The sequence below is a fragment of the Streptomyces sp. NPDC053367 genome (assembly GCF_044545925.1).
In the GTDB taxonomy this organism is placed as follows: domain Bacteria; phylum Actinomycetota; class Actinomycetes; order Streptomycetales; family Streptomycetaceae; genus Streptomyces.
Window position 1 is genome coordinate 141,106 of sequence record NZ_JBITYN010000014.1, and the last position, 22,135, is coordinate 163,240.

Consider the following 22,135-nt stretch of genomic DNA (forward strand, 5'->3'; position numbering starts at 1 on the left):
GTGACGTGGGTCACACGGAAAATTTCGGAAGGCCCATTTCGGGCGTCGCTGCGGTTACCGAATATCGGACGCTTGGAGTCCGCTTCTTAGGTATGCAGACCGATCAGTCGGTGCACCTTCGAAGCTAAGGCGAGTGACGGGAGTTGACCGTTGAACAAACGGCAGGTGTCGCGGAGAAGCTGTCGGGCTGCGACCCGGCCGACACGGAAACCGCAGAACTTAACGTCCTGTTCATGACTCAGCTGGACGTGCGGCCCCGGGCCGCGGACGACGGCGACGGGCGCTCCGTCGAGGGCATGCGCACCAAGGGCCTGAGCGGGAACTCCGTCGGCCTGCTGGGCAGCGCTGTCATCGGCGTCTCCACCGTCGCCCCGGTGTACTGCCTCACCTCCACGCTCGGCTCCACCGCCGGGGAGGTCGGCCTGCAGATGCCGGCCGTGTTCCTCGCGGGCTTCCTCCCGATGCTGCTGGTCGCCTTCGCCTACCGCGAGCTGAACAAGGCGATGCCGGACTGCGGCACCTCCTTCACCTGGACCGTGAAGGCCTTCGGGCCGCGGGTGGGCTGGATGTGCGGCTGGGGCCTGGTGATCGCCACGATCATCGTGCTGTCGAACCTGGCCGGTGTGGCCACGTCGTACTTCTGGCTGCTGGCGGGTGAGATCACCGGCAGCGACTCGGTGGCCGCGCTCGACGACAACAAGGCCGTCCACATCGTCACCTGTCTGGCGCTGATCGCGACGGCCACCGTCATCAGCTACCGCGGCATGACCGCCACCAAGGGCGTGCAGTACGCGCTGGTCGGACTCCAGCTGGTGGTGCTCGCGCTGTTCGTGGCCATGGCCTTCGGCAAGGCCGGCAGCGCCGGCTTCCCGACCGGCGTCGACTTCTCCTGGTCGTGGCTCAACCCGTTCGCGGTCCAGTCGTTCGCCGCGTTCACCGCGGGCCTGTCCCTGTCGATCTTCATGTACTGGGGCTGGGACGCCTGTCTGACCGCCAACGAGGAGACCAGCGGCAGCAGCCGCACCCCCGGCCGCGCCGCGCTGATCGCCATGGTCGTGCTGGTCGGCTCCTACCTCGCCACCGGCGTGGCCGCGCAGATGATCGTCGGCTCCGGCGACAAGGGCCTCGGCCTCGCCAACCCGGAGACCTCGGACAACGTCTTCGCCGCGCTGGCCGGTCCGGTGATGGGCCCGGCGCTGGGCATCCTGCTCTTCCTCGCCGTGCTCGCCTCGGCGGCGGCCAGCCTCCAGACCACGTTCATCCCGGTCGCCCGCACGGTCCTCGCCATGTCGACGTACAAGGCGCTGCCCGCCTCCTACGCCGAGGTCCACCCGCGCTTCAAGACCCCGGGCCGGGCCACCGTGATGTCGGGCATCGCGACCGGTGTGTTCTACACGGTCATGACGCTGGTCAGCGAGCACGTGCTGGTCGACACTATTTACGCCCTCGGCCTGATGATCTGCTTCTACTACGCGCTCACGGCGTTCGCCTGCGCCTGGTTCTTCCGCGCCGACCTGCTGAAGTCCGGCCGCGACCTGCTCTTCAAGGGCCTGTTCCCGGTGGTCGGCGGCGTGCTGCTGACGGCCGTGTTCGCCAAGACGCTGATCGACATGTGGGACCCGGCCTACGGCAGCGGCTCCTCGGTGCTCGGTGTCGGCTCGGTGTTCGTCATCGGTGTCGGACTGCTCGCGGTCGGCGTGGTGATCATGCTGGTGATGCGGCGCCGCAGCCCCGCGTTCTTCCGCGGTGAGGTGCTGACGAAGTCGACCCCGGCGCTGGTCGCGGAGGACTAGAGCGAGTCGAGCGGCTGAACCGGCCCTCTAGGGTGTGGACATGATCAAAGACGCGTATCTGTCGGATCTGTTCTCCCTGGAGGGCCGCGTCGCGTTCGTCACCGGAGGCAGCTCCGGGATCGGACGCGCCATCGCGGGGGCGCTGGCCAGGGCCGGGGCGAGCGTGGTGGTGGTCGCCCGGCGGGAGGCCGAGCTGGCCGCGACGGCGGACGAGCTGACGTCCGAGGGCTGCCGGGCGGCCTGGGTGAGCGCCGACCTGGGCAGCCGGGAGGGCGTGCGCGCGGCCGCCGAGGAGGCGGTCGCGCACTACGGCGAGCCGGACATCGTCGTTAACTCCGCGGGCGTCAACCTGCGGCCGCCGCTGGGCGAGCTCTCCGACGACGTCTGGGACACCACCATGGCGGTGAACCTCCGGGCGCCCTTCCTGCTCGGACAGCGGTTCGGCCCGGGCATGGCCGAGCGGGGCTTCGGGCGGATCATCCACATCACGTCCCAGCAGGCGCACCGGGCGTTCGTGCAGAGCGGCGCCTACGGCGTTTCCAAGGGCGGCCTGGAGTCGCTGGCCCGGTCCCAGGCGGAGGCCTGGTCCCCGTACGGCGTCACCTGCAACACCCTCGTGCCGGGCTTCGTGATGACCCCGCTGAACGAACGGCTCTCCTCCGACCCGGCGAAGGTGGCCGAGCTCGCCGCCCGCACCATGATCGGGCGCAACGGCCTGGCCGAGGACTTCGCGGGCGCGGCCGTGTTCCTGGCGAGCCGCGCCTCGGCGTACATCACGGGCCAGTCGATCTTCGTGGACGGCGGCCTGTCGGTGCACTGAGACGACATGCGTCAGGTCCGGCCCCCGCCCGCTGGGCGGAAAGCCGGACCTGTGCGATCAGTCAGTTCTCGAGGGTGTCAGTGCTTCAGTGCTTGAAGGTGTCCTTCGTCTTCTCCTTGGCCTGCCGGGCGTCGCCCTTCATCTGCTCCAGGTCGCCCTCGGAGGCCATCCGCTCGTTCCCCGTCGCCCGGCCCACGGCTTCCTTGACCTTGCCCTTGAGCTGTTCCTTCTTCGCCTTGGACTTCTGGTTCCGTGCCACAACAGATCACCTCTCTTCTCTACGGGTGGCCCGGCAGCGGCCCTTCAAACACCGGGGTCCCGCCGCTCAAGGGGGCGTACGGCGGGCCCTTGCAGCACCTGCCCGTCCACGTCGAAGCGGGAGCCGTGGCAGGGGCACTCCCAGGTCCGCTCGGCCTGGTTGAAGCCGACCAGGCAGCCCATGTGGGTGCAGCGGGCGGAGACGGAGTGCAGCTGGCCCTCCTCGTCGCGGTACACCGCGCAGCGCCGCCCGTCCACGGTGAGGACGGCGCCGTCGCCCGGGGCCAGCCCGTCGGCCGGGGGCCGGGCCGGTCCGGGCAGCCGGTCGCCCACGAAGTGCCGCGCCACCTGCGCCTGGTGCTTCAGGAAGTGCCCGCTCTCGCGCAGGACGGGCCGGACGCGGCGCGGGTCGTACAGCTCGCTCCAGGGACTCGGCCTGCCGGTGATCTCGTCGCACAGCAGCCGCCCTGCCATGATGCCGCCGCTCATCCCCCAGCCGCCGAAGCCGGTGGCGACGTACACGTGCCGGGTCGCCGGGTGCAGCGGTCCGACGAGCGGCACGGTGTCGGTGGAGTCGTTGTCCTGGGCGGCCCAGCGGTGGCTGAGCCGCTCCACGCCGAAGTGCCCGGCCGCCCACTCGCCCAGCTCCCTGAAGCGGCCCTCGACGTCGCCGCCCGTGCCGGGGGTGAAGTGCTCCCCGGTGACGATCAGCAGCCGGCCTCCGCCGGGAAGGGGTGCGGTGCGCACCGAGCGGGTGTTCCGCTCCTGCGTGATGTACATGCCCTCGGGCGCCCGGCCGGCCTCGACGGGCCCGGCCACGACCAGTTCCCGGCGCGGTGACAGCCGGGTGAACAGCAGGGCGCGGTCGAAGATCGGGTAGTGGGTGGCTACGACCACGGCCCGCGCGGAGACCCGTACGCCCTGCTCGGTCGTCAGCACGCACGGCTCGCCCTCGCGCAGTCCGGTGACGCGCGTACGTTCGTACAGGCGGCCCCCGTGCCGGCGGATCGCGTCGGCGAGGGCCATCAGGTACTTGCGCGGATGGAACTGGGCCTGTCCCTCCACCCGGACCGCGCCCGCGACCGGGAACGGCAGGTCGGTCTCCGTCACGAAGGACGCCGCGAGACCCGCCTCGGCGGCGGCCTCGGCCTCGGCGCGCAGGGTGGCCACCTGTTCGGGGTCCTCGGCGTAGGTGTGGGCCGGGGTCTCCTCCCAGTCGCAGGCGATGCCCAGGTCGGCGATGTGGTCGGCCGCGGCGCGGATCGCGTCGGTCTGGGAGCGGGCGTACAGCCGGGCCGCCTCGGGGCCCCGGGTGCGCCGCAGCCGGTCGTAGACGAGGGTGTGCAGGGCGCTCAGCTTGGCCGTCGTGTTGCCGGTGACCCCGGCGGCGAGCCGGTCGGCCTCCAGGACGGCCACGCCGTGGCCGCGCCGGACGAGCTCCCAGGCGGTGCTGAGCCCGGCGATCCCGGCGCCGATCACCGCCACGTCCACGGTGAGGTCGCCGTCGGGACCGGGAGCCGGTTCGCCGGGCGGGAGGGTGTCGAGCCAGTACGACCTTCGGGTGAGCGCCTGCTGCTGCATGGCCGCCGGGTTCCCGGAGGAACCGCCCGTCACACCCGTGACGTGTACAGCTCGCGCAGCGGCTCGGCGGATTCGGCGCCGGAGTGGCCGAAGGGCGCGTCGAAGCTCCACACCAGGAACAGCAGGAAGACCACGAGCGCGCTGAAGGCGGTGGCGAGCAGCAGTTCGCGGGCGGAGCGGCGGATCTGGAGCGCGAAGAGCAGGCCCAGCGTGACGAAGCCGCCGGCCACGAGCCCGAACCAGACCACGCCCGGCAGGGTGGTGCCCGCGCTGTCCAGCCGCTCGTGGCGGGCCACGTCGGCGGCGGCCACCTCGTCGAGCAGCGGCTGGTACGCCTGCGCCTGGAGTTCGTCGACGGGCGGGCGGTGGGCGAGGTCGGCGCGGATCCGGCCCAGCAGTTCGGCGCCGGTGTCGCCGGGCTCGGTGTCCTCTTCCATGGCCGGCCACTCCGCCGTCACGGCGTGGCGCGCGTAGGCGTCGATGTGGTCGCGCACCCGGTCGCGGAAGGGCGCCGGGTAGACGTCCACGCGCTGGTCGATCTCGTGCAGCGCCAGCGCCTCCCGGCGCACGGTGTCCTCGGCCGCCCCGCGGGCCTCCCACACACCGGCGATCGCCAGCCCGAGGACGATCGCGTAGACCACGCCGACCATCATCACCATGTACTCCAGCACGTCCGGTGTCTCGGACGTGTCCTCGTCGTCGTCCACGCGGCGGTGGCGTACGACGACCGCGGCGACGACGAACGCGCAGACCATCAGGGCGGCCAGGGTGTAGATCAGCCATTCCGGCACGGAGTACTCCAGGGTGGTTACGGGTTTCGTGTTGCGCCTCGCGCCTTCGTGCGGCCCCCTTGTGGGTGCCCGGGTCAGCGGCCGCGGCGGCGGGAGGCCGGGCGCAGCGCCGCGGCGGCGAGGATCGCCGGGACGGTCACGACCGTGTTGGTGGTGACCAGGGAGAGGCCGCTCGCGGTCTTGCGCGGGGCCACCCCGGCGGTGTGGTGCGGGCGGACCCAGCGGAAGGGGTCGGGGGGCGCGGCGGCGGGACGGGTTGCGGCTGCGGCGGTCGGGGGTGCCGGGTGCGGGGCGGCGGGTGCGGGGGCCTGCGGGGGTGGTGACGGGGAGGCCGCGGGAGGGGCGGGGGCCGGCTCGGCGGCCCGCACCTCCCTCGCCGGGATCGCTGCCGTCTCGGTCACCTGCACGGCCGGGAGGCTCTGTGGCGCGGGTCCGGGGGCCGGGGGCACCGGCTTCGCCGGGCGGACGGCCGGCTCGGCGGCGCCTACCGAGGGCGTCTCGGGCTCGGGCACGGGTGCGGGCTCGGGCGGCGTGTCGGGGACGCAGACCTCGACCCGAACGTCGGCGTGGGCGTCACCCGCCCGGACGTGCGCCTGCCCGGCGCCGCCGGGCAGCGGGACCAGCACGGCGGCGGCACCCAGACCGACGGTGATCCAGCAGCTCACCGGGCAGCTCCTCAGTCGCAATGATCAACCGCGCTGCAAGAACGATCACCGTCGCCAGGAGTCACGCGCCGCCGCCACGCCCCGGCGTGGCTCCCGCCGCACCGACCGGGCCGCCCTAGATTCCCTGCATGGCAAAGGTCGCGAAACCGGTGGATTCCGGCACCCGGTCCCGTCGTCGCACGTCCCGGCACCGGGGGCCCCGGCATCGGCTCCTGCTGCTCGGCGCCGCGTCCGCGACGTGCCTGGGCACGCTGACGGCGATGCCCCTGGCGGACGGGACGGCGGGCGCCGCGGCCCGTGACACGGTCGCCGTCGGCAACCCCGTCGCCGGGAACAACGGCTTCGGGGTCGTGACCGAGGGCGACGCCACACTCGGGAGCACCGGGTCGCGGAGCCCGGTCGCGGTCGGCGGCGACCTCGCCTTCGGGGACGGCTACGACGTCTCGCCGCGCGCCCCCGGGACGTTCACCGTGGCCGGCGACTCCCGGCCGACCGCGCTCCTCGTCGGCGGGCGGGTCGACTACGACGGCAACAGCCCGGTGGGTGTGCTGAGGGTCCTGCGGGACGGCTATGTGAAGATCGGCGCCATGACGGGCGGCCGGGTGCTGACCCACGACGACGACGGCGTGAGCGCCGACACCCATGTCGTCATGAGCGGCTTTCCCTACGACTCCACCCCGCGCATCGAGCTGACGACCCGGCAGCCGGCGGCCTCGGTCGCCAAGTCGGGCCTGATGGACTTCCGTTCGCTGTTCTCGGCGTACCGGGACCGCGCCGACGCGATGGCCGAGTGCGCGGCGAACGTCACGCTGCTCGACGGCGAAGGTGCCCCGCTGCCGGACCAGACGGCCGTGCCGGACGACGGCCGGATCGGGCTCGCCCTCACGCCGGGGCGCACCAACGTGGTGCGGCTGACCGGCGAACAGCTCGCCGGCATCCGCACGCTGGCCTTCCTGGACTCACCGGCCGCGGACACACCGGTCCTCCTCGTCGTCGACGCCAGCGGCACGGACGGCGCCCTCACCTGGACGACTCCCACCGTGGCCGGCGTCCGGGAGACCGACGCGCCGTACGTGCTCTGGGACTTCCCGGACGCCACCGCCATGACCATCGCGTCCGGCGGCCCGCTGACCGGCACCCTGTACGCGCCGCGCGCCGCCGTCACCGATCTCGCCCCGTCGGACATCGAGGGCGACGTCGTCGTCAAGTCTCTGGTGGCCGGGCCGCTCCCGGACGCGTCCGGCCCGGCGGTGGACGCGGGCGAGATCCGCTCCGTCCCGTTCGCCGCCGAGCTCTCGTGCGAGACCGGGCCGGCCTGGCCCGTCTAGGTCACGCGCACCAGGGCCGCACGCACGATCGCCTCGGCCGCCCGGCCCGCCGTGACGACCGGCTCGGTGCTGCGGGTGGCGCGGCCGAGCATGAAGGCGCCCTCGAGGAGCGCGATCACCGAGCCGGCGGTCTCCCGGGCGGCCGGTCCGGGGATGCCGCCGGCGGCGTAGTACGCGGCGAGGGCGTCGATCCAGCTGTCGAAGGCCTCCGCGGTGGCCCGGCGCAGGCGTTCGCTGGTGCCGGACGCCTCCATGGCGATCGTCGCGATGGGGCAGGGGTCGGCGAAGTCGAGTTCGCGCAGTGTCCCGGCCGCGCCGGTGAAGGCGTCCCGGGTGGCGGCGGCCCGGTCCTCGTACGGCGCCATGAGGTGGATGACGAGGTCGAGGTAGGCGGCACCCGAGGTGCGGACCACCTCCTCGCCCAGGTGTGCCTTTCCGCCGGGGAAGAAGTGGTAGATCGACCCGAAAGGCGCCTCGGCGGTCTCGGCGATCTGTTTCATCCCGGTCGCGGTGTAGCCCTTGCGCCGGAAGAGTTCCGTGGCGGCCCGGAGAATGCGCTCCCGGGTATCCCGCACAGCGGTGGAATCTTTGTCGCTCACACCTGTAGTGTGCCACTAGAACGTTCTATCCAGTGACCTGCACTGGGAAGAGTCGGATGGATCCGGAGGCGAAGGCGATGCCCGAGATCGAGCTGAGCGCGGGGCCGATCGACTATGTCGACACCGGTGGTGACGGGCCCGTGATGGTGCTGGTGCACGGCCTCGGGTTCGACGAGTCGGTGTGGGCGGACGTCACACGGGAGCTGTGCGGCGACTTCCGGGTCGTGGTCCCGGTGCAGCCGCTCGGCAGTCACCGGCGGCCCATGCGGCCGGACGCCGACCTGTCGGCGCACGGGATCGCGGCGCTGCTCGGCGAGTTCCTGGAGCGGCTCGACCTGCGCGAGGTCACGCTCGTGCAGAACGACACCGGCACCGCGCAGCTGATGGTCGGTGTGCACGACGAGCGGATCGCCCGGCTCGTCCTCACTTCCTGCGAGGCGCTGGACAATTACCCGCCCGGCCTGCAGGGAAAGACCCTTGAGCGGGCCGCCCGGATACCCGGCGGTCTTTTCCTGCTCCTTCAGTCCTTCCGTTCCCCGGCACTCGCCCGTATGCGGACCTCGCTCGGCGGAATGGCGAAGAAGCGGATTCCGAAGGAGCTGATAGCCCGCTGGTACGGGCCTTTGCTGCGGAGCCGGGAGATCCGCCGCGACTTCGCGAAGTTCTGCCGCGGGGGCGAACCGGACTGCTATCTGCGGGCGGCCGAGCGGCTGCCCTCGTTCACCCGCCCCGCCCTGGTCGCCTGGGGCGCCGAGGACCGGATGATGCCGCCCGCGACCGGCCGGCGTCTCGCCGAACTGCTGCCGGACTGCCGGTACGTCGAGATCCCGGACGCCCGCACCCTGGTCCCGCTGGACAACCCGGCGGCCCTGACGGCGGAGATCCGCCGCTTCGTCGAGGAGAACCCGCTGCCGGGCGAGGGGCGGGGCATCCAAGGAGGGGTTTGAGAGTCCATAAACCCCGCTTATGAGCCCATAGACCGGACCCCCGTACCAACTTAGGCTTGCCTTAGCTTAGGCTTCCCTTCGAAGATCGCCTGTCATCGCTCGAAGGGAACTGACCATGTCCCGCCCCCTGCGGGTAGCCATCGTCGGAGCCGGCCCCGCCGGCATCTACGCCGCCGACGCCCTGCTGAAGTCCGACGTCGCCGCCGAGCCCGGCGTGTCCATCGACCTCTTCGAGCGCATGCCCGCCCCGTTCGGACTCATCCGCTACGGCGTGGCCCCCGACCACCCCCGTATCAAGGGCATCATCACGGCCCTGCACCAGGTGCTCGACAAGCCGCAGGTCCGCCTGTTCGGCAATGTGAACTACGGCACCGACGTCCACCTGGACGACCTGCGCGCCTTCTACGACGCGGTGATCTTCTCCACCGGCGCCATGGCGGACCGCGAGCTGAGCATCCCCGGCGTCGACCTCGAAGGCTCCTACGGCGCCGCCGACTTCGCGTCCTGGTACGACGGCCACCCGGACGTGCCGCGCACCTGGCCGCTGGAGGCCGAGAAGGTCGCCGTCCTCGGTGTCGGCAACGTGGCGCTCGACATCTCCCGCATCCTCGCCAAGACCGCGGACGAGCTGCTGCCGACCGAGATCCCGCCGAACGTCTACGAGGGCCTCAAGGCGAACAAGGCCGTCGAGATCCACGTCTTCGGCCGCCGCGGGCCGGCCCAGGCCAAGTTCAGCCCCATGGAGCTGCGCGAGCTGGACCACTCCCCCAACATCGAGGTCGTCGTCAACCCCGAGGACATCGACTACGACGAGGGCTCGATCGCCGAGCGGCGCGGCAACAAGCAGGTCGACATGGTCGCCAAGACCCTGGAGAACTGGGCGATACGCGACATCGGCGACCGGCCGCACAAGCTCTACCTGCACTTCTTCGAGTCGCCCGTGGAGATCCTCGGCGAGGACGGCAAGGTCGTCGGACTGCGCACCGAGCGCACCGAGCTGGACGGCACCGGCAACGTCAAGGGCACCGGCCGGTTCACCGACTGGGACGTCGACGCGGTCTACCGCGCGGTCGGCTACCTCTCCGACAAGCTGCCCAAGCTGCCCTGGGACCTCGCCTCCGGCACCGTGCCCGACGAGGGCGGCCGGGTCATCGAGGAGGGCGGCACGCACCTGCGGTCCGTGTACGTCACCGGCTGGATCCGGCGCGGCCCGGTCGGCCTCATCGGCCACACCAAGGGTGACGCCAACGAGACCGTGGCGAACCTCCTCGACGACTTCGCGAACGAGCGCCTGCACACGCCGGAGTCGCCCGCGCCTGAGGCCGTGGACGCCTTCCTCGCCGAGCGGGGCCTGCGGGTCACCACCTGGGAGGGCTGGTACAAGCTCGACGCCGCCGAGAAGGCGCTGGGCGAGCCGCAGGGCCGCGAGCGCGTGAAGATCGTCGAGCGCGAGGACATGCTGCGCGCGAGCGGCGCGTAACCCCCCGGGGCCTCGCGCTCTCCGTGCGGACAGGACCCGCCCCGATGCGGATGGCGGGCGGGCCCTGTCCGCCCCCGGGATTCTCACCGCCGCGCGGCACGCCGGACCAGGGGTGAGACCCGCGGTGTCGGACGCGCACCGCACACCCCGGCCCGCGCCGGACACACCCCCCGCACCCCTCGCGCACCCCGGTTGATCGGCGCCGCCCGGCGGTGGGGATACTTGCGGGTGGACCACGCCCCCTTCCCTCATGGACCCATGCCGAGCTCTTCGACCGTCCGCACGACGACTCCTCCTACGGTGTGGCTGGCCCGCGGCCGCCATGTCGGACCCGGCGCGGAAGGCGCCGTACGGGCGCGGCTGCGTCTGCTGGAGGAGGCGGGAACGCTCGACGGTCAGCTGGAGGTGCCCGCGGCCGAGGGCTCGCCGGAGCGCGTGTTCGAGGCGCGGTGGCGGGCGGCCGGCCAGGTCACCGTGCGGGCGCGGCTGACCCTGGAGCCCGGCCCGGACGGGGGACGTGCCTGGACGCTGGCCGCCGAGGCGGAGCGGGCCTGGGACCCGGTGTGGCCGTCGCCGACGGAGATGTTCTGGCCGGAGGGCACCGAGTCGGAGTGGGCCCACGACAGCGGCAGTGCGCTGTCCCTCACCGGGCTCAATCCGCTGCCGGAGGACGAGAAGGAGCTGCGGCGCGTACTGAAGGGCGCCGCGCGGGCCTGGTGGGCCGTGCATGTCGTCGTCCACGAGGCCATGACCCCGGACGCGCGCGGTCTGGTGCCCCTCGCCGGGTGGCTGCCGGCGGGCCTGCGGCACCGTGTGGTGGAGCATCGCGCGGCCCCGCACCAACTGCGCGCGGTGAACTACGCCCTGAAGGACCTCGGCGTCCAGGTGCCGCGCGGCGGCGCCCTCGTGCTGCCCGGCGACCCCGCCCCGGCCGCGTACGACGGCGACGGCCTCGCCGTACGCAATGTCTTCCTCGACGGCTCGGAGCCCACCGAGCTGATCGCCGCGGTGACACGTTTCGCGGCGCTGCCCCGGCCGCTGTCTGCGGACGCGGAGGCGGCGCTCACCGCACTGCGGGACGACTGGCGCCTGCTGACGCCGGAGGAGGAACTCGACCGGGCGCGCAAGCTGGTCGCGATGTACGCCGAGGCGCTGGAGGCGATGACGAAGTCCCGGGACCTGTACCGGGAGGCCGCCGAGCAGGCCCATGAGGCGCTCGCCGCCTACCGCGAGGCGGCCGGCAGCCCGCCGCCCGTCCAGCAGCCGGCGGCCACGTCCCCGCTGAAGCAGCTGACCCGCACCCTGGAGCGCCTCAAGGTCACCCCCCGCGCCCGGCGCGCCGAGGAGGCCACGGCCCCCCAGGAGGGCTCGGCGGGGAGCTGAGCGGGGGCCCGGGAAGGGGCGTACGGATGCACACCGTGCCCCCCGCGGGTGTGGCGTGCCTTCCGCGCGGCAATACAGCGGCCGAAGGGGGGAATTCTGTAGGAGCGCGTGCGTGCCGTGCGGACGGGGCGCACGGACGCCGCACGCGCTGAACGGCCCGACACGCTCGCACCGCACACAGGAGGGCTCCGTGGATTCGACCACCCTCGCGCTCGCCGTCGTCGCCGCGGTGCTCGCGGCGCTCGTCCTGGCGGCGGCCGTCGTCCTGCTCGTCCGGCTGGTCCGGACGCGGCGCGGGCTGCGGCGCGCCGGGCTCCCCACGGGCCCGCGCTGGGTCTTCTGGGCCGCTGTCGGCTACTTCGTCCTGCCCACCGACCTGCTGCCGGACCCCGTCTACCTGGACGACATCGGCGTACTGCTGCTGGCTCTGCGCGCCCTGCGTGCCCCGCATGGGCGCACGGACGGGCACGCCTGACGGAACCGGACCGAGGCGCGGCGCCGTCCGGACCGGTGGCGGCCCGCGTGCGCGGCCGCGCAAGCCTCTCTCACGATCAGTCAACCGCCGGCCGGCTCCGGCCGTCTCAGGTTCAGAGCGGCCGACACGACGGTGGCCACGGAGTGTGACGAAACCATTCACTCGTTCGATTCGTATAAGGAATGGAAGCCCTGCAAGATCCATGGGGCGAAGCAAGACAGCGGCCTGCGCCGGGACTTGTCCCGGGCAGCACCGACGAGGGAGAGACCATGCAACCGTTCGCGCTCAACTATGCACGCCCGGCAACGGAGTTGGACGTCAGCACTGCGTACACCTATGACTCCGGACTGCAGTTGAACGTGCTCCTCGACGGGCGGATCGCCGCCACCGATCTCGCCCTGTTGAGAGAGTTGGGGACGACGACGTCGACCGCGGGCTCCAAGACGCACTTCGACGACTGAACACGGAACGTCGATGACCGTTCTGATCCTGACCTCTGAGCAGGATGTGACGGCGGACATGGTGGTCGTGCATCTGCACGCCGCCGGGGTGCCGGTGCTGCGGCTCGATCCGGCGGATCTGACCGGCCAGGTCGCGCTGTCGGGGGAGTTCGTGCACGGCGCCTTCCGGGGCCATCTGTGGTCCGCCGGGCGTCTGGTGGGCATCGACGGGCTCAGGTCCGTCTGGGTGCGCCGGCCGGGGGCGCCGGCGGCCCGGGTGGCCGAACCGTCCGAGTGGCTGACCGAGGAGTCCTCACAGGCGCTCTACGGCATGCTGCGCGGCAGCGCGGCACGCTGGATGAACCACCCGGACGCGGCCCGCCGCGCCCGGTACAAGCCGTGGCAGCTGCGGCTCGCCCAGTCCGTCGGGCTGCCGGTGCCCGCCACGCTGATCACCACGTTCCCGCAGGCCGCACGGGACTTCGCGGAGCGCTTCCCGGACCTGGTCGTCAAGCCGGTGTCCGGGGCGCATCCGCAGGAGCCGCCGCGCGCGGTGCCGACCAGCCGGGTGGCGCCCGGCACGGACTTCTCGGCCGTGGCGTACGGTCCGACGCTGCTGCAGCGGCGGATCGCCAAGCGGGCGGACATCCGTCTGACCGCGGTCGGCGAGCGCCTGCTGGCCGCCCGCAAGGCGACCGCGGCGGACGCCGACCCCGACGAAGTGGATGTGCGATTCGTCACAACTGACGAGCCCTGGCGGCCGGTCGACGTACCGCCGAGGGTCGCCGAGTCCGTGCGGGCGTACCTGCGCGAGGCGGAACTGGCCTACGGCGCCTTCGACTTCGTCGAGGACGCCGACGGCATGTGGTGGTTCCTGGAGTGCAACCAGTCGGGCCAGTTCGGCTTCATCGAGGTGGAGACGGGCCAGCCCATCGCCCGCGCCATCGCCGAGTGGCTCTCCACCGGACCGCCGTCCCTGCCGCGCCAGCGGGGCCGCGGCGGCACGAACGCGGCCGTGCCCTGACCGGACGGGCCTGCGGGGGTGCGGTCCGCCCCCGTGGGCCCTACGAGGCCACCTGGCCGCTGTGCAGGGCCGCGTAGGCGCCGCCGCGGGCCAGGAGGTCGTCGTGGGTGCCGGTCTCCAGGACGCGGCCGTCGCCCATCACCACGATGCGGTCGGCACCGCGGACGGTGGAGAGCCGGTGGGCGACGACGAAGGTCGTACGGCCGTGCAGGAGCCGGGCGAGGGCCTGCTGGACGAGCGCCTCGGAGCGGGTGTCCAGCGCCGAGGTCGCCTCGTCGAGGACGAGGATCCTCGGATCGCGGATCAGGGCCCGGGCGATGGCCAGGCGCTGCCGCTGGCCGCCGGACAGGCGGGCGCCCCGCTCGCCGACCAGGGTGTCGAGGCCCTGGGGCAGCCGGTCGACGAACTCCAGCGCGTTGGCGTCGCGCAGGGCCGCGCGGACGGTCTCCTCGTCGGCGTCGTCCATGCCGTACGCGACGTTCTCCCGGATGGTGCCGTCGAACAGGATCGACTCCTGCGGCACGACCGACAGGAAGCGCCGGTAGGTGCGCAGGTCCAGGGTGCTCATGTCGGTGCCGTCGAGCAGGATGCGCCCCGAGGTGGGCCGGATGAACCCGATGACCAGGTTGAGGACGGTGGACTTGCCCGCCCCCGACGCCCCGACCAGCGCGACGGTCTCGCCCGGTACGACGGTCAGGTCGAGGTCCCGCACGGCCGCCCGGTCGGACTCGTAGGCGTAGGTGACCTGCTGGAAGGTCACCGCGCCGCGCAGGGCCGTCACCTCCGACTTGCCCTCGTTGTCCTCCAGTTCGGGCGCCTGGAGCACCTCGCCGACCGAGCGCACCGACTCCAGGCCCTTGGTGATGACGGGCGCGAGACCGGCCAGGGTGGTGGTGGCGTTGGTGAGGGTGGTGAGCAGGGCGCTGAGCATCACCACGTCGCCGGCGGTGACGCCCCAGACGCGGTAGTACGACACGAGCGCGGCGCCGGCCAGCACCAGCACGCCGATGACGTTGAGGACGACCCAGGCCAGCGAGCCGAAGCGGCCGTTGAGCAGGTCCAGGCGCATCCCCGACTGCAGCAGCCGCCGCAGGGTGCCGTCCATGCGGTGCAGGGCCTTGCCCTCCAGGCCGTGGGCGCGGGTGACCGGGATGAGCCGGGTCATCTCGGTGACCCGGGAGGAGAGCACCTCCACCTCGTGCCGGAAGTGCTCGTTGTGGGTGCGCAGCCGGGACCGCAGCCGGGCCACCAGCAGTGCGGCGGCGGGCACGACGACGAGGAACACCGGCAGGAACTCGGGTGTGCGCACGCCGATGATGACCAGTCCGCCGGTGAGCACGGTCAGCGCGCCGAGCCCGGTCTCGGCGGTCTGCTGCACCATCTGCTCGACGGCCTCGGTGTCCCGGACGACCTTGGCCTGGAGCACACCCGCGCTGACCCGCGCGTGGTAGCCGATGGACAGCTGCTGCATACGGGTGCACAGGGCCGAGCGCAGGGTGGTGCCCATGCGGCGGACGCTGCCGTACAGCAGGCGGACGTAGAGCAGGTGGAGCGGGTAGTTGACCAGCAGGATGAACATGATCAGCCCGGTGCTGGTCCACAGCTGGGCTATCGGCCGGTGCTCGACGACCGTGTCGATGATGGACGCGGTGATCAGCGGCAGCAGCCAGACCGGGCTGTGCTTGACGGTGAACACCCCGACCGCGGCGGCGAGGCGCCGGCGGTCGGGGCGGAAGAGATAGGCGAGGGTGCGGACGGGGTGTTCGTCCCGGTAGCGGTGATCGAGGGGTGGCTCGGTCGACGACGCCATAGGGCGGGGGTCCTCTCCAGCTTGCCGTACGGGGTGGCAAACGCTTACTACCACGCGTCGCGCCGAAGAGGCCCCCGCCGTCCAGGAATCAGGACGTCCGCGACTTCAGGTACTCCTCCACGCCCGGCGCGCTGTGCGCGTCCTCGACGCCGACGAGCGCGCCGACCGCCTTGGCGTCCGGCTTCAGCACGTACGTCTTGACGCTGGCGGGCCGGTCGACGTCCGAGAAGTTCAGCACGGTGCCGAGCCCGGTGTCGGCGTTCTGCTGCGAGCGGTGCGCCTTGACGACGTCCTCGCGGGCGAGGCTGCCCGCCGCACACGCCTTCTTCAGGTCCGCGCCGAGCAACTGCGCGGCGTTGTAGCCGGAGAGCACGCCCGAGTCGACCGGGGAGCCCGGGAACTTCTTCTCGTACGCCGCCACCATCTTCTGCACGCCGGGCAGTTCGGAACTGGGCGCCGGGGCGGCGCTGACCACGCTCAGCAGGCCGGTCAGCGCCTTCGCGGCGGGCGTCTTCATCAACTGCGGGGCGAAACCCGGGGCGTTGCTGACGATCGGCACCATCAGCCCCCGTGAGGCGGCCACTCCCGCGAGGGAGGCGGTCTGGGCGGGCCCGGCGCTGATCAGGATCGCCTTCACACCGGCCTTGCGCAGTGCGGAGACCTGCGCGGACAGATCGGTGTCCGTCGCCTTGATCTTCTGCGGGACCACCTTCAGCCCGGCCCGCTCGGCCGCCCACTCGGAGCCCTCCAGCGCGTTGGCGCCGTAGTCGCCCTCGAAGTAGACGTGTCCGACGGAGTCGCCCTTCTTCAGGCCCTTGGTGCGGGTGAGGAAGTCGACGGCGGCGATCATGTCGAGGTCGTAGGTGGTGCCGACCACCTGCACGGACTGCTTGCCCAGCAGGGAGGCGGCCCAGGCCTGCGGGAAGGTCAGCACCTGGTCGCGCTCGATGTCGTCGAGGAGTGCCGCGACGACCGGGGATCCGATGACCTGGGGCAGGGCGACGACGTCCGGGGAGATGTCGGCGTAGGCGGTGACCGCCTTCTGGACGTCGTAGCCGTGGTCCTCGACGACGATCTCGACCTTGCGGCCGCAGATACCGCCCGCCGCGTTGGTCTCGTCGGCCCACATCTGCTGGGCCTGCACGATGGACTTGCCGAGGGTGGCGTACGGACCGGTCAGGTCGGTCAGGGCGCCCAGTCTGACGGTCTTGTCGGTGACGCCGGGGCCGCCCTTGACACCGTCGGCGCCGTCGGCCGCGCTGTCGCCGTCCGCCTTGGAGCTGCATGCGGTGGAGGCGAGGAGCAGTGCCGTCAGGGCCGAGGCGAGGAGGATACGGGCGGGGCGGGGGTGCGTGACGTTCACGGGGTGTGCTCCTTGGCTCGTACGGCGGTGGTGGTGGCGGTGTCGGTATCGGTGGCGGCATCGGTGCCGGAGGTTCCGCCGGTGTCCGTGCCGGTGCCGGAGGCGGTGCCCTCCGCGTGGGAGGCGCCTGCGGCGGGCTTGCGACGGCGGGCGCGCAGCCTGCGGACCAGGCCGTGCAGTCCGTCGGGGGCGTAGAGGAGGACGGCGACGATCGCGGCGCCGTAGAGGTAGCGGGCCGCCTCCGTGGGGCCGACCGAGCCCTCGCCGGAGCCCGGGGCGGCGACCAGCGGCAGATGGTCGGCGTAGCGGGTCATCAGCAGGGGCAGGGCGGTGACGAACACGGCGCCCGCCGTGGCGCCGGCCACCGAGCCGAGCCCGCCGATGACGATCATGGCGAGGTAGTCGACGGACAGGGCGAGGCCGAAGTAGTCGGGCACGATCCGGCGGAAGGCGAGGGCGAGCAGCGCCCCGGCCAGGCCCGCGTACATCGAGGAGACGACGAAGGCCGCCGAGCGCTCACGGGCCACGTGCACGCCCATCACCGCGGCCGCGGTCTCGCTGTCGCGCAGGGCGGCCAGCGCACGGCCGGGCCGCCCCTTGAGGATGCCGCGGGCGGTGAACCAGGTCAGCGCGAGCAGGGCCAGGCCGAGGTACCACAGGCGCTCCTCGGCGCCGAACGGCACGCCGAGGACGGTCAGTTCGGGGCCGGAGTCGGCGAAGGCGAACCCGCCGACCGTCAGCGGGGGCACCGAACGGCCGTTGAAGCCGCCGGTGACGGAGTCCGCGGTGAGCAGCACATGGTGGCCGAGGAAGACCAGCGCGAGGGTGGCCACGCCCAGGTAGATCCCGCGCACCCGGCCCGCGACGGGACTGAACAGCCCGCCCGCGACCCCGGCCAGCAGCACGGCCAGGACGAGTGCGAGCAGCGGCGGCAGGCCCGGGCCCGGTTCCCCGGCGAGCCAGGCGTAGCCGTAGGCGCCGACGGCGAGGAAGAAGGCGTGGCCGAGGGAGAGCTGTCCCGCGGTGCCGGCGAGCAGGCCGAGGCCCACGGCGCCGATGGCCGCGGCCATGGCGAACAGGCCGACGCGCAGCCAGAACGCGTCCACGTAGAAGGGCAGCACGCACAGGACGACGAGCGTGGGCAGCAGGAACCGCCCCTTGCGGAGGAGCTCAGACACGGGCCGCTCCCTTCGCGCCGAACAGCCCGGTGGGCCGCACGAGAAGCACCAGCACCATCACGGCGTAGGGGGCGACGTCGCCGAACCCCTCGCCGAGGACGTGGAGTTCGGACTGGTAGCCCGCGACCAGCGACTCGGTCAGCCCGATGATCAGGCTGCCCGCGAGGGCGCCGGGCGGGGAGGCCATGCCGCCGAGGATCGCGGCCGGGAAGGCCTTCAGGGCGATCTGCCCGGTGGTCCGCTCCAGGCCCGGCGCCGGGAACGCGGCGAGGAACACCGCCGCCAGCGCGGCCAGCGCCCCGGCCAGGCACCAGGCGAGGGTGCGCACCCGCACCAGCCGTACGCCCATCAGGGCCGCGGCCTCCACGTCCTCGGCGGAGGCCCGCAGGGACAGGCCCCAGGGCGTGAACCGGAACAGGGCGAAGACACCCGCGATGACGACCGCGGACACGGCGATCGCGGCGAGCCGGCTGTCGGCGACGGTCAGCGGGCCGAGCCGGGTGACGGAGTCGCCCCACGGGTCGCCGAGGGTGAGCAGGTCACCGCCGATGCGCCGGGTCAGATCGGTGAGGAGCACGATGTCGATGCCGATGGTGACGATCGTCTGCACATGAGCGGCCTGCGGGTCCTGCCCGCCGGCGCGTTGCAGCAGCCGGTCCAGCGCGCCCGCCACGGCGGCGGTCACCAGCACGGCCAGCGCGAGGGCCCCGGCGAAGCCGAGGTCGTCGTGGAAGACGGCGGTGAGGTAGCCGCCGAGCAGCAGCAGCGAGCCGTGTGCGAAGTTGAGCACCCCGGACGCCTTGAAGATGACGACGAAGCCGAGGGCGACGAGGGCGTACACCGAGCCCAGGGCGAGCCCGTTCAGGACGTGGTCGAGGAAGCCGCTCATGCCGCCTCCTCCCCCGGCTCGCCCAGGTAGGCGCGCAGCACTTCGGGGTCGCGCCGGACCTCGTCGGGTGTGCCGTGGGCGATGGCCCGGCCGAAGTCGAGGACGGTGACCTCGTCGGCGAGCCGCATGACCAGTCCCATGTCGTGCTCCACGAGGACGACGGACAGCCCGAGTCGCTCGCGCACATCGCGTACGACCTCGACGGCGCGGGCCCGTTCGGCGGCGTTCATGCCCGCCACGGGTTCGTCCAGCAACAGCACACGCGGCTCCAGGCACAGGGCGCGGGCGAACTCCACGCGCTTACGGTCTCCGTAGGAGAGCCCCGCGACCGGGGCGTCGAAGTGGGCGCCGAGACCCACGAGCTCGGCGATCTCGCGGGCCCTGGCGCGGTGCTCGCGCTGCTCGCGGCGGGCGCCGGGCAGCCGCAGGGCGCTGGCGGCGAACCCGGAGCGGGTCAGGGCGTGCCGGCCGAGCATCAGGTTGTCGGCGACCGTGCCCTCGGTGGTGACGATGTTCTGGAAGGTGCGGGCCACACCGAGCGCGGCGATGCGGTGCGGGGCGAGCCGGGTCAGGTCGGTGTCCCCGAGCCGGACCGTGCCGGATGCGGGCCGGTACAGGCCCGACAGCACGTTGAAGCAGGTGGACTTGCCCGCGCCGTTGGGCCCGATGAGGGCGTGCACGGTGCCCGGCGCGACGGTGAAGGACACACCGTCGAGCGCGGTGAGTCCGGCGAACCGGACGGTGACGTCCCGGACCTCCAGGACGGGGGGTGTGCGCTCGTTCACGCGGCGCCCTCCTCGTCGCGGTCGCGGTCACGGTCCTGTTCGCGGCGGCTGCCGCTCAGGGCTTCGCCGCTCTCGCCGTCGCCGGGGTCCTCGCCCAGGTACAGGCGGCGTACCGCGTCGGTGCCGGCCAGTTCGTCGGCGGGCCCGGACAGGCCGACCTCGCCGACCTCCAGGACGTACGCGTGCGAGGCGAGCGACAGGGCCATCCCGGCGTTCTGCTCGACGAGCAGCACTCCGGTGCCCTGGGCGTTGATCTCCCGGATGACCTCGGCGATCCGCTGCACCATGAGCGGGGCGAGGCCGAGCGAGGGCTCGTCGAGCAGGAGCAGCCGGGGCGCGGCCATCAGGGCCCGGCCGATGGCCAGCATCTGCTGCTCGCCGCCTGAGAGCAGCCCCGCGTGCTGCCGGGTCCGCTCGGCGAGCCTCGGGAACAGCGCGAACACCCGCTCACGGGCCTCCCGCACCTGCCCGGGTGCCCTGCGGCCGAGGCCGAGGCCGCCGGTGCGCAGGTTCTCGTCGACCGTGAGCCCGGCGAACACACGCCTGCCCTCGGGTACTTGGACGACTCCGGCGCGCACCGCGGCGACGGGGTCCCGCCCGTCCAGCACGGTGTCGCCGTACCGTATGCGTCCGGCCGTCACCGCGCCGCGGTGCAGGCGCAGCGTGCCGGAGACCGCCCGCAGCAGGGTGGTCTTGCCGGCGCCGTTGGCGCCCAGCAACGCCACGACGGCGCCGGGCGGCACGCTCAGGGACACGGAACGCAGTGCGGACAGGGCCCGGCCGTAGGCCACGTCGAGATCCTCGACCTGCAGCATGGCCTCGTCGTCCGGTGGTGCTTCGGGCATCGCGGCTCCTCGGGGAAAGGGGAGCTCACGACAGCACGGGGGCGGCGGACCGGTACAGAGCGATCAGCAGGGGGGGTGCGGTGTACCAGGGAGAGAGGCCCCACGTTGTGCCGCCGCCCAGGGCAGTCCCCTCCCGGGGCGCGCGGCCGGCCGTGCCGATTGCGGCTCCGCCGCGCGGGCACGGGGAACGGGATATGCGGCTCCGCCGCGCGGGCACGGGGAACCGGATATGCGGCTCCGCCGCGCGGGCGCGAGGCACCACAGACGTCCCGCACCCGTCGACGGCCGGGTCCGGGCACGCCGTCAGGCGCCCGGCAACACCTTTCGCGCGGTCAGCGCCAGGCTCACTTCCACCAGGTCCGACGGCCGCGCGAGCGACCTCCCGGTCAGCTGCTCGAAGCGGCGCAGCCGGTTGAGCACGGTGTTGCGGTGGCAGTACAGCCGCTCCCCGGCCCGCTGGGCGGAGCCGTCGCAGGTCAGCCACGCCCCCACCGTGTCGAGCAGCACCTCGCTGTCGGCGGGATCGAGCCCGGTCAGCGGCCCGAGCACCCGCTCGGCCAGTACCGCGCCGAGATCGGGGCTGGAGACGACGAGCGCCGCGGGCAGCTGGTCGGCGAGCCGCACCACGCCCCCTTCCGCCGGGCACAGGCCCATGGCGAGGTCGGCCTGCGCCCGCGCGTCGCCCACCGCGGCGAGCCCGGTGACGGCACCGCTGGCGCCGATCCGCAGCCGGGCTGCCGCCTCGGTGAGCTCGGGAAGGTCACCGTCGCCGAGCGGGACTATGCCGTAGTCCACCTCGGCGCCCGTGTGCCAGTGCACCCGCACACCCGGCAGGAGGCCCGGGCCACGCGTCCCGGACCCGCCGGCCACCGCCAGCACGGCGTAGCGCCCCTGCTCCGGCAGGTCCAGGGCCTCCGCCGTCTCGGGCAGGTCGGCGATCCGGCTGGACCCGTCCAGCAGTGCGGCGACCAGCACCCGCACCCGGTTCTCCCGCTGCCAGGCGAGCTGCCGTTCGACCTGGCGGTAGGCGTCGGCGACGAGGGTGCAGTGCTCGTCGACGAAGTTCCAGATGTCGGAGGCGACATGGACGAGCAGGCGTATGTCCTCGGGGGCGGTGCGGGAGGTCTCCTCCACCAGCCGCTGCCACACCAGGGAGCCGCCGAGGCGGAAGGCGTGCAGCAGCGCGTCGAGCGGTACGCCCTGTTCGGCGCGGGTGGCGCCGATCTTCCAGGAGCAGCGGCGGGCGGCGTCACGGGAGCCGCGCGGGTCGAGCAGCGAGGAGACGCTGTGCCGCAGGGATCGGTGCATCTCCTGCCAGATGCCGACGGGGTCGCTCACGACGGCGGCCCGGTAGGCCGGCTCCTGCTCCTGTACGACGGCCATCAGGCGGTCGGTGAGCTCGGCCAGGTCCGCCAGCAGCACGCGGGCCGCCCTGTGCAGGACGGCGATGGCGTCGGCGTCGATCAGCGACCGGACGGGCCTCGTCCGCGGCTGCGGTACGACGGCTGGTACGGGCCGGTTCGGCGTGCGGTGCCGCACGGCGCGGTGCATCACGGTCCTCCCCCAGGGTGTGCGACCTGATTCATCCTGCGGGAAGGATGACATACCGTCTGGTCGGTCCCTAGGCTCCGGAGCCGAATTCCCGTCGTCGATCTTGCGCGGGCCGAGGGGCTCCCGGCGG

The 22,135-nt window shown here is 72.9% G+C and carries 20 protein-coding genes and 1 pseudogene; 9 read left to right on the top strand and 12 right to left on the bottom strand.

Going from position 1 to position 22,135, the window contains the following annotated elements:
- Window positions 1-233: 233 nt before the first annotated feature.
- Together ACIGXJ_RS33660 and ACIGXJ_RS33665 are read left to right on the top strand one after the other, a co-directional pair.
- The gene (locus ACIGXJ_RS33660; protein WP_399653630.1) at window positions 234-1,793 is read left to right on the top strand and encodes an APC family permease; all 1,560 of its coding nucleotides are present in this window, start codon (window positions 234-236) and stop codon (window positions 1,791-1,793) included.
- A gap of 40 nt (window positions 1,794-1,833) precedes the next feature.
- Complete coding sequence (locus ACIGXJ_RS33665; protein WP_399653632.1) at window positions 1,834-2,613, top strand: SDR family NAD(P)-dependent oxidoreductase; 780 nt, start codon at window positions 1,834-1,836, stop codon at window positions 2,611-2,613.
- An 85-nt stretch (window positions 2,614-2,698) separates the two neighbouring features.
- On the opposite strand, the gene ACIGXJ_RS33670 is transcribed toward ACIGXJ_RS33665, so the two are convergent.
- From ACIGXJ_RS33670 to ACIGXJ_RS33685, 4 genes are all read right to left on the bottom strand, one after another.
- The gene (locus ACIGXJ_RS33670; protein ID WP_399653634.1) at window positions 2,699-2,872 is read right to left on the bottom strand and encodes a CsbD family protein; all 174 of its coding nucleotides are present in this window, start codon (window positions 2,870-2,872) and stop codon (window positions 2,699-2,701) included.
- Between the two features lie 44 nt (window positions 2,873-2,916).
- The gene (locus tag ACIGXJ_RS33675) at window positions 2,917-4,452 is read right to left on the bottom strand and encodes an FAD-dependent oxidoreductase (RefSeq protein ID WP_399653636.1); all 1,536 of its coding nucleotides are present in this window, start codon (window positions 4,450-4,452) and stop codon (window positions 2,917-2,919) included.
- Between the two features lie 29 nt (window positions 4,453-4,481).
- Window positions 4,482-5,243 (bottom strand): hypothetical protein, encoded by a 762-nt coding sequence (locus tag ACIGXJ_RS33680; protein WP_399653638.1) that lies wholly within the window; start codon window positions 5,241-5,243, stop codon window positions 4,482-4,484.
- Between the two features lie 74 nt (window positions 5,244-5,317).
- A complete protein-coding gene (locus ACIGXJ_RS33685) occupies window positions 5,318-5,908 on the bottom strand; it encodes a hypothetical protein (protein WP_399653641.1) in 591 nt (196 codons plus the stop codon).
- Window positions 5,909-6,036: 128 nt separating this feature from the next.
- Here ACIGXJ_RS33685 and ACIGXJ_RS33690 point away from each other — a divergent pair, with 128 nt between their 5' ends.
- Entirely contained in the window at window positions 6,037-7,236 is a 1,200-nt protein-coding gene (locus ACIGXJ_RS33690; RefSeq protein ID WP_399653643.1) for a collagen-binding domain-containing protein, read from the top strand.
- On the opposite strand, the gene ACIGXJ_RS33695 is transcribed toward ACIGXJ_RS33690, so the two are convergent.
- Window positions 7,233-7,835, bottom strand: a complete 603-nt coding sequence (locus tag ACIGXJ_RS33695; RefSeq protein ID WP_399653646.1) for a TetR/AcrR family transcriptional regulator — start codon at window positions 7,833-7,835, stop codon at window positions 7,233-7,235. The genes ACIGXJ_RS33690 and ACIGXJ_RS33695 overlap by 4 nt on opposite strands.
- 77 nt (window positions 7,836-7,912) lie before the next feature.
- Here ACIGXJ_RS33695 and ACIGXJ_RS33700 point away from each other — a divergent pair, with 77 nt between their 5' ends.
- From ACIGXJ_RS33700 to tgmB, 6 genes are all read left to right on the top strand, one after another.
- Entirely contained in the window at window positions 7,913-8,782 is an 870-nt protein-coding gene (locus tag ACIGXJ_RS33700; protein ID WP_399653867.1) for an alpha/beta fold hydrolase, read from the top strand.
- Window positions 8,783-8,897: 115 nt separating this feature from the next.
- Complete coding sequence (locus ACIGXJ_RS33705; protein ID WP_399653648.1) at window positions 8,898-10,262, top strand: FAD-dependent oxidoreductase; 1,365 nt, start codon at window positions 8,898-8,900, stop codon at window positions 10,260-10,262.
- A 258-nt stretch (window positions 10,263-10,520) separates the two neighbouring features.
- On the top strand, window positions 10,521-11,645 hold the full coding sequence (locus ACIGXJ_RS33710; protein ID WP_399653650.1) for a hypothetical protein: 1,125 nt from the start codon (window positions 10,521-10,523) through the stop codon (window positions 11,643-11,645).
- A gap of 190 nt (window positions 11,646-11,835) precedes the next feature.
- Window positions 11,836-12,120 (top strand): DUF1232 domain-containing protein, encoded by a 285-nt coding sequence (locus tag ACIGXJ_RS33715; RefSeq protein WP_399653652.1) that lies wholly within the window; start codon window positions 11,836-11,838, stop codon window positions 12,118-12,120.
- Window positions 12,121-12,389: 269 nt separating this feature from the next.
- Window positions 12,390-12,581 carry a putative ATP-grasp-modified RiPP gene (gene tgmA, locus ACIGXJ_RS33720; protein WP_399653654.1) on the top strand — a complete coding sequence of 64 codons (192 nt, stop codon included), beginning with the start codon at window positions 12,390-12,392 and terminating at the stop codon, window positions 12,579-12,581.
- A 13-nt stretch (window positions 12,582-12,594) separates the two neighbouring features.
- A complete protein-coding gene (gene tgmB, locus ACIGXJ_RS33725; RefSeq protein ID WP_399653657.1) occupies window positions 12,595-13,584 on the top strand; it encodes an ATP-grasp ribosomal peptide maturase in 990 nt (329 codons plus the stop codon).
- Window positions 13,585-13,624: 40 nt separating this feature from the next.
- Here tgmB and ACIGXJ_RS33730 read toward each other — a convergent pair whose 3' ends face one another.
- The 7 genes and pseudogenes from ACIGXJ_RS33730 to ACIGXJ_RS33760 form a co-directional block, all read right to left on the bottom strand.
- Window positions 13,625-15,394: an ABC transporter ATP-binding protein gene (locus ACIGXJ_RS33730; RefSeq protein WP_399653659.1), complete on the bottom strand. Its 1,770-nt coding sequence runs from the start codon at window positions 15,392-15,394 to the stop codon at window positions 13,625-13,627.
- An 88-nt stretch (window positions 15,395-15,482) separates the two neighbouring features.
- A complete protein-coding gene (locus ACIGXJ_RS33735; protein WP_399653662.1) occupies window positions 15,483-16,757 on the bottom strand; it encodes an ABC transporter substrate-binding protein in 1,275 nt (424 codons plus the stop codon).
- A 73-nt stretch (window positions 16,758-16,830) separates the two neighbouring features.
- Window positions 16,831-17,935 (bottom strand): annotated as a pseudogene (locus tag ACIGXJ_RS33740) (branched-chain amino acid ABC transporter permease); the annotation flags it as partial.
- Complete coding sequence (locus ACIGXJ_RS33745) at window positions 17,928-18,824, bottom strand: branched-chain amino acid ABC transporter permease (protein ID WP_399653664.1); 897 nt, start codon at window positions 18,822-18,824, stop codon at window positions 17,928-17,930. The pseudogene ACIGXJ_RS33740 and the gene ACIGXJ_RS33745, both read right to left, overlap by 8 nt.
- Window positions 18,821-19,609 (bottom strand): ABC transporter ATP-binding protein, encoded by a 789-nt coding sequence (locus ACIGXJ_RS33750; RefSeq protein ID WP_399653667.1) that lies wholly within the window; start codon window positions 19,607-19,609, stop codon window positions 18,821-18,823. Before ACIGXJ_RS33750 ends, ACIGXJ_RS33745 begins: the two co-directional genes overlap by 4 nt.
- Window positions 19,606-20,454: an ABC transporter ATP-binding protein gene (locus tag ACIGXJ_RS33755; RefSeq protein ID WP_399653670.1), complete on the bottom strand. Its 849-nt coding sequence runs from the start codon at window positions 20,452-20,454 to the stop codon at window positions 19,606-19,608. Before ACIGXJ_RS33755 ends, ACIGXJ_RS33750 begins: the two co-directional genes overlap by 4 nt.
- A gap of 303 nt (window positions 20,455-20,757) precedes the next feature.
- On the bottom strand, window positions 20,758-22,005 hold the full coding sequence (locus ACIGXJ_RS33760; RefSeq protein WP_399653672.1) for a PucR family transcriptional regulator: 1,248 nt from the start codon (window positions 22,003-22,005) through the stop codon (window positions 20,758-20,760).
- Between the last annotated feature and the right edge of the window lie 130 nt (window positions 22,006-22,135).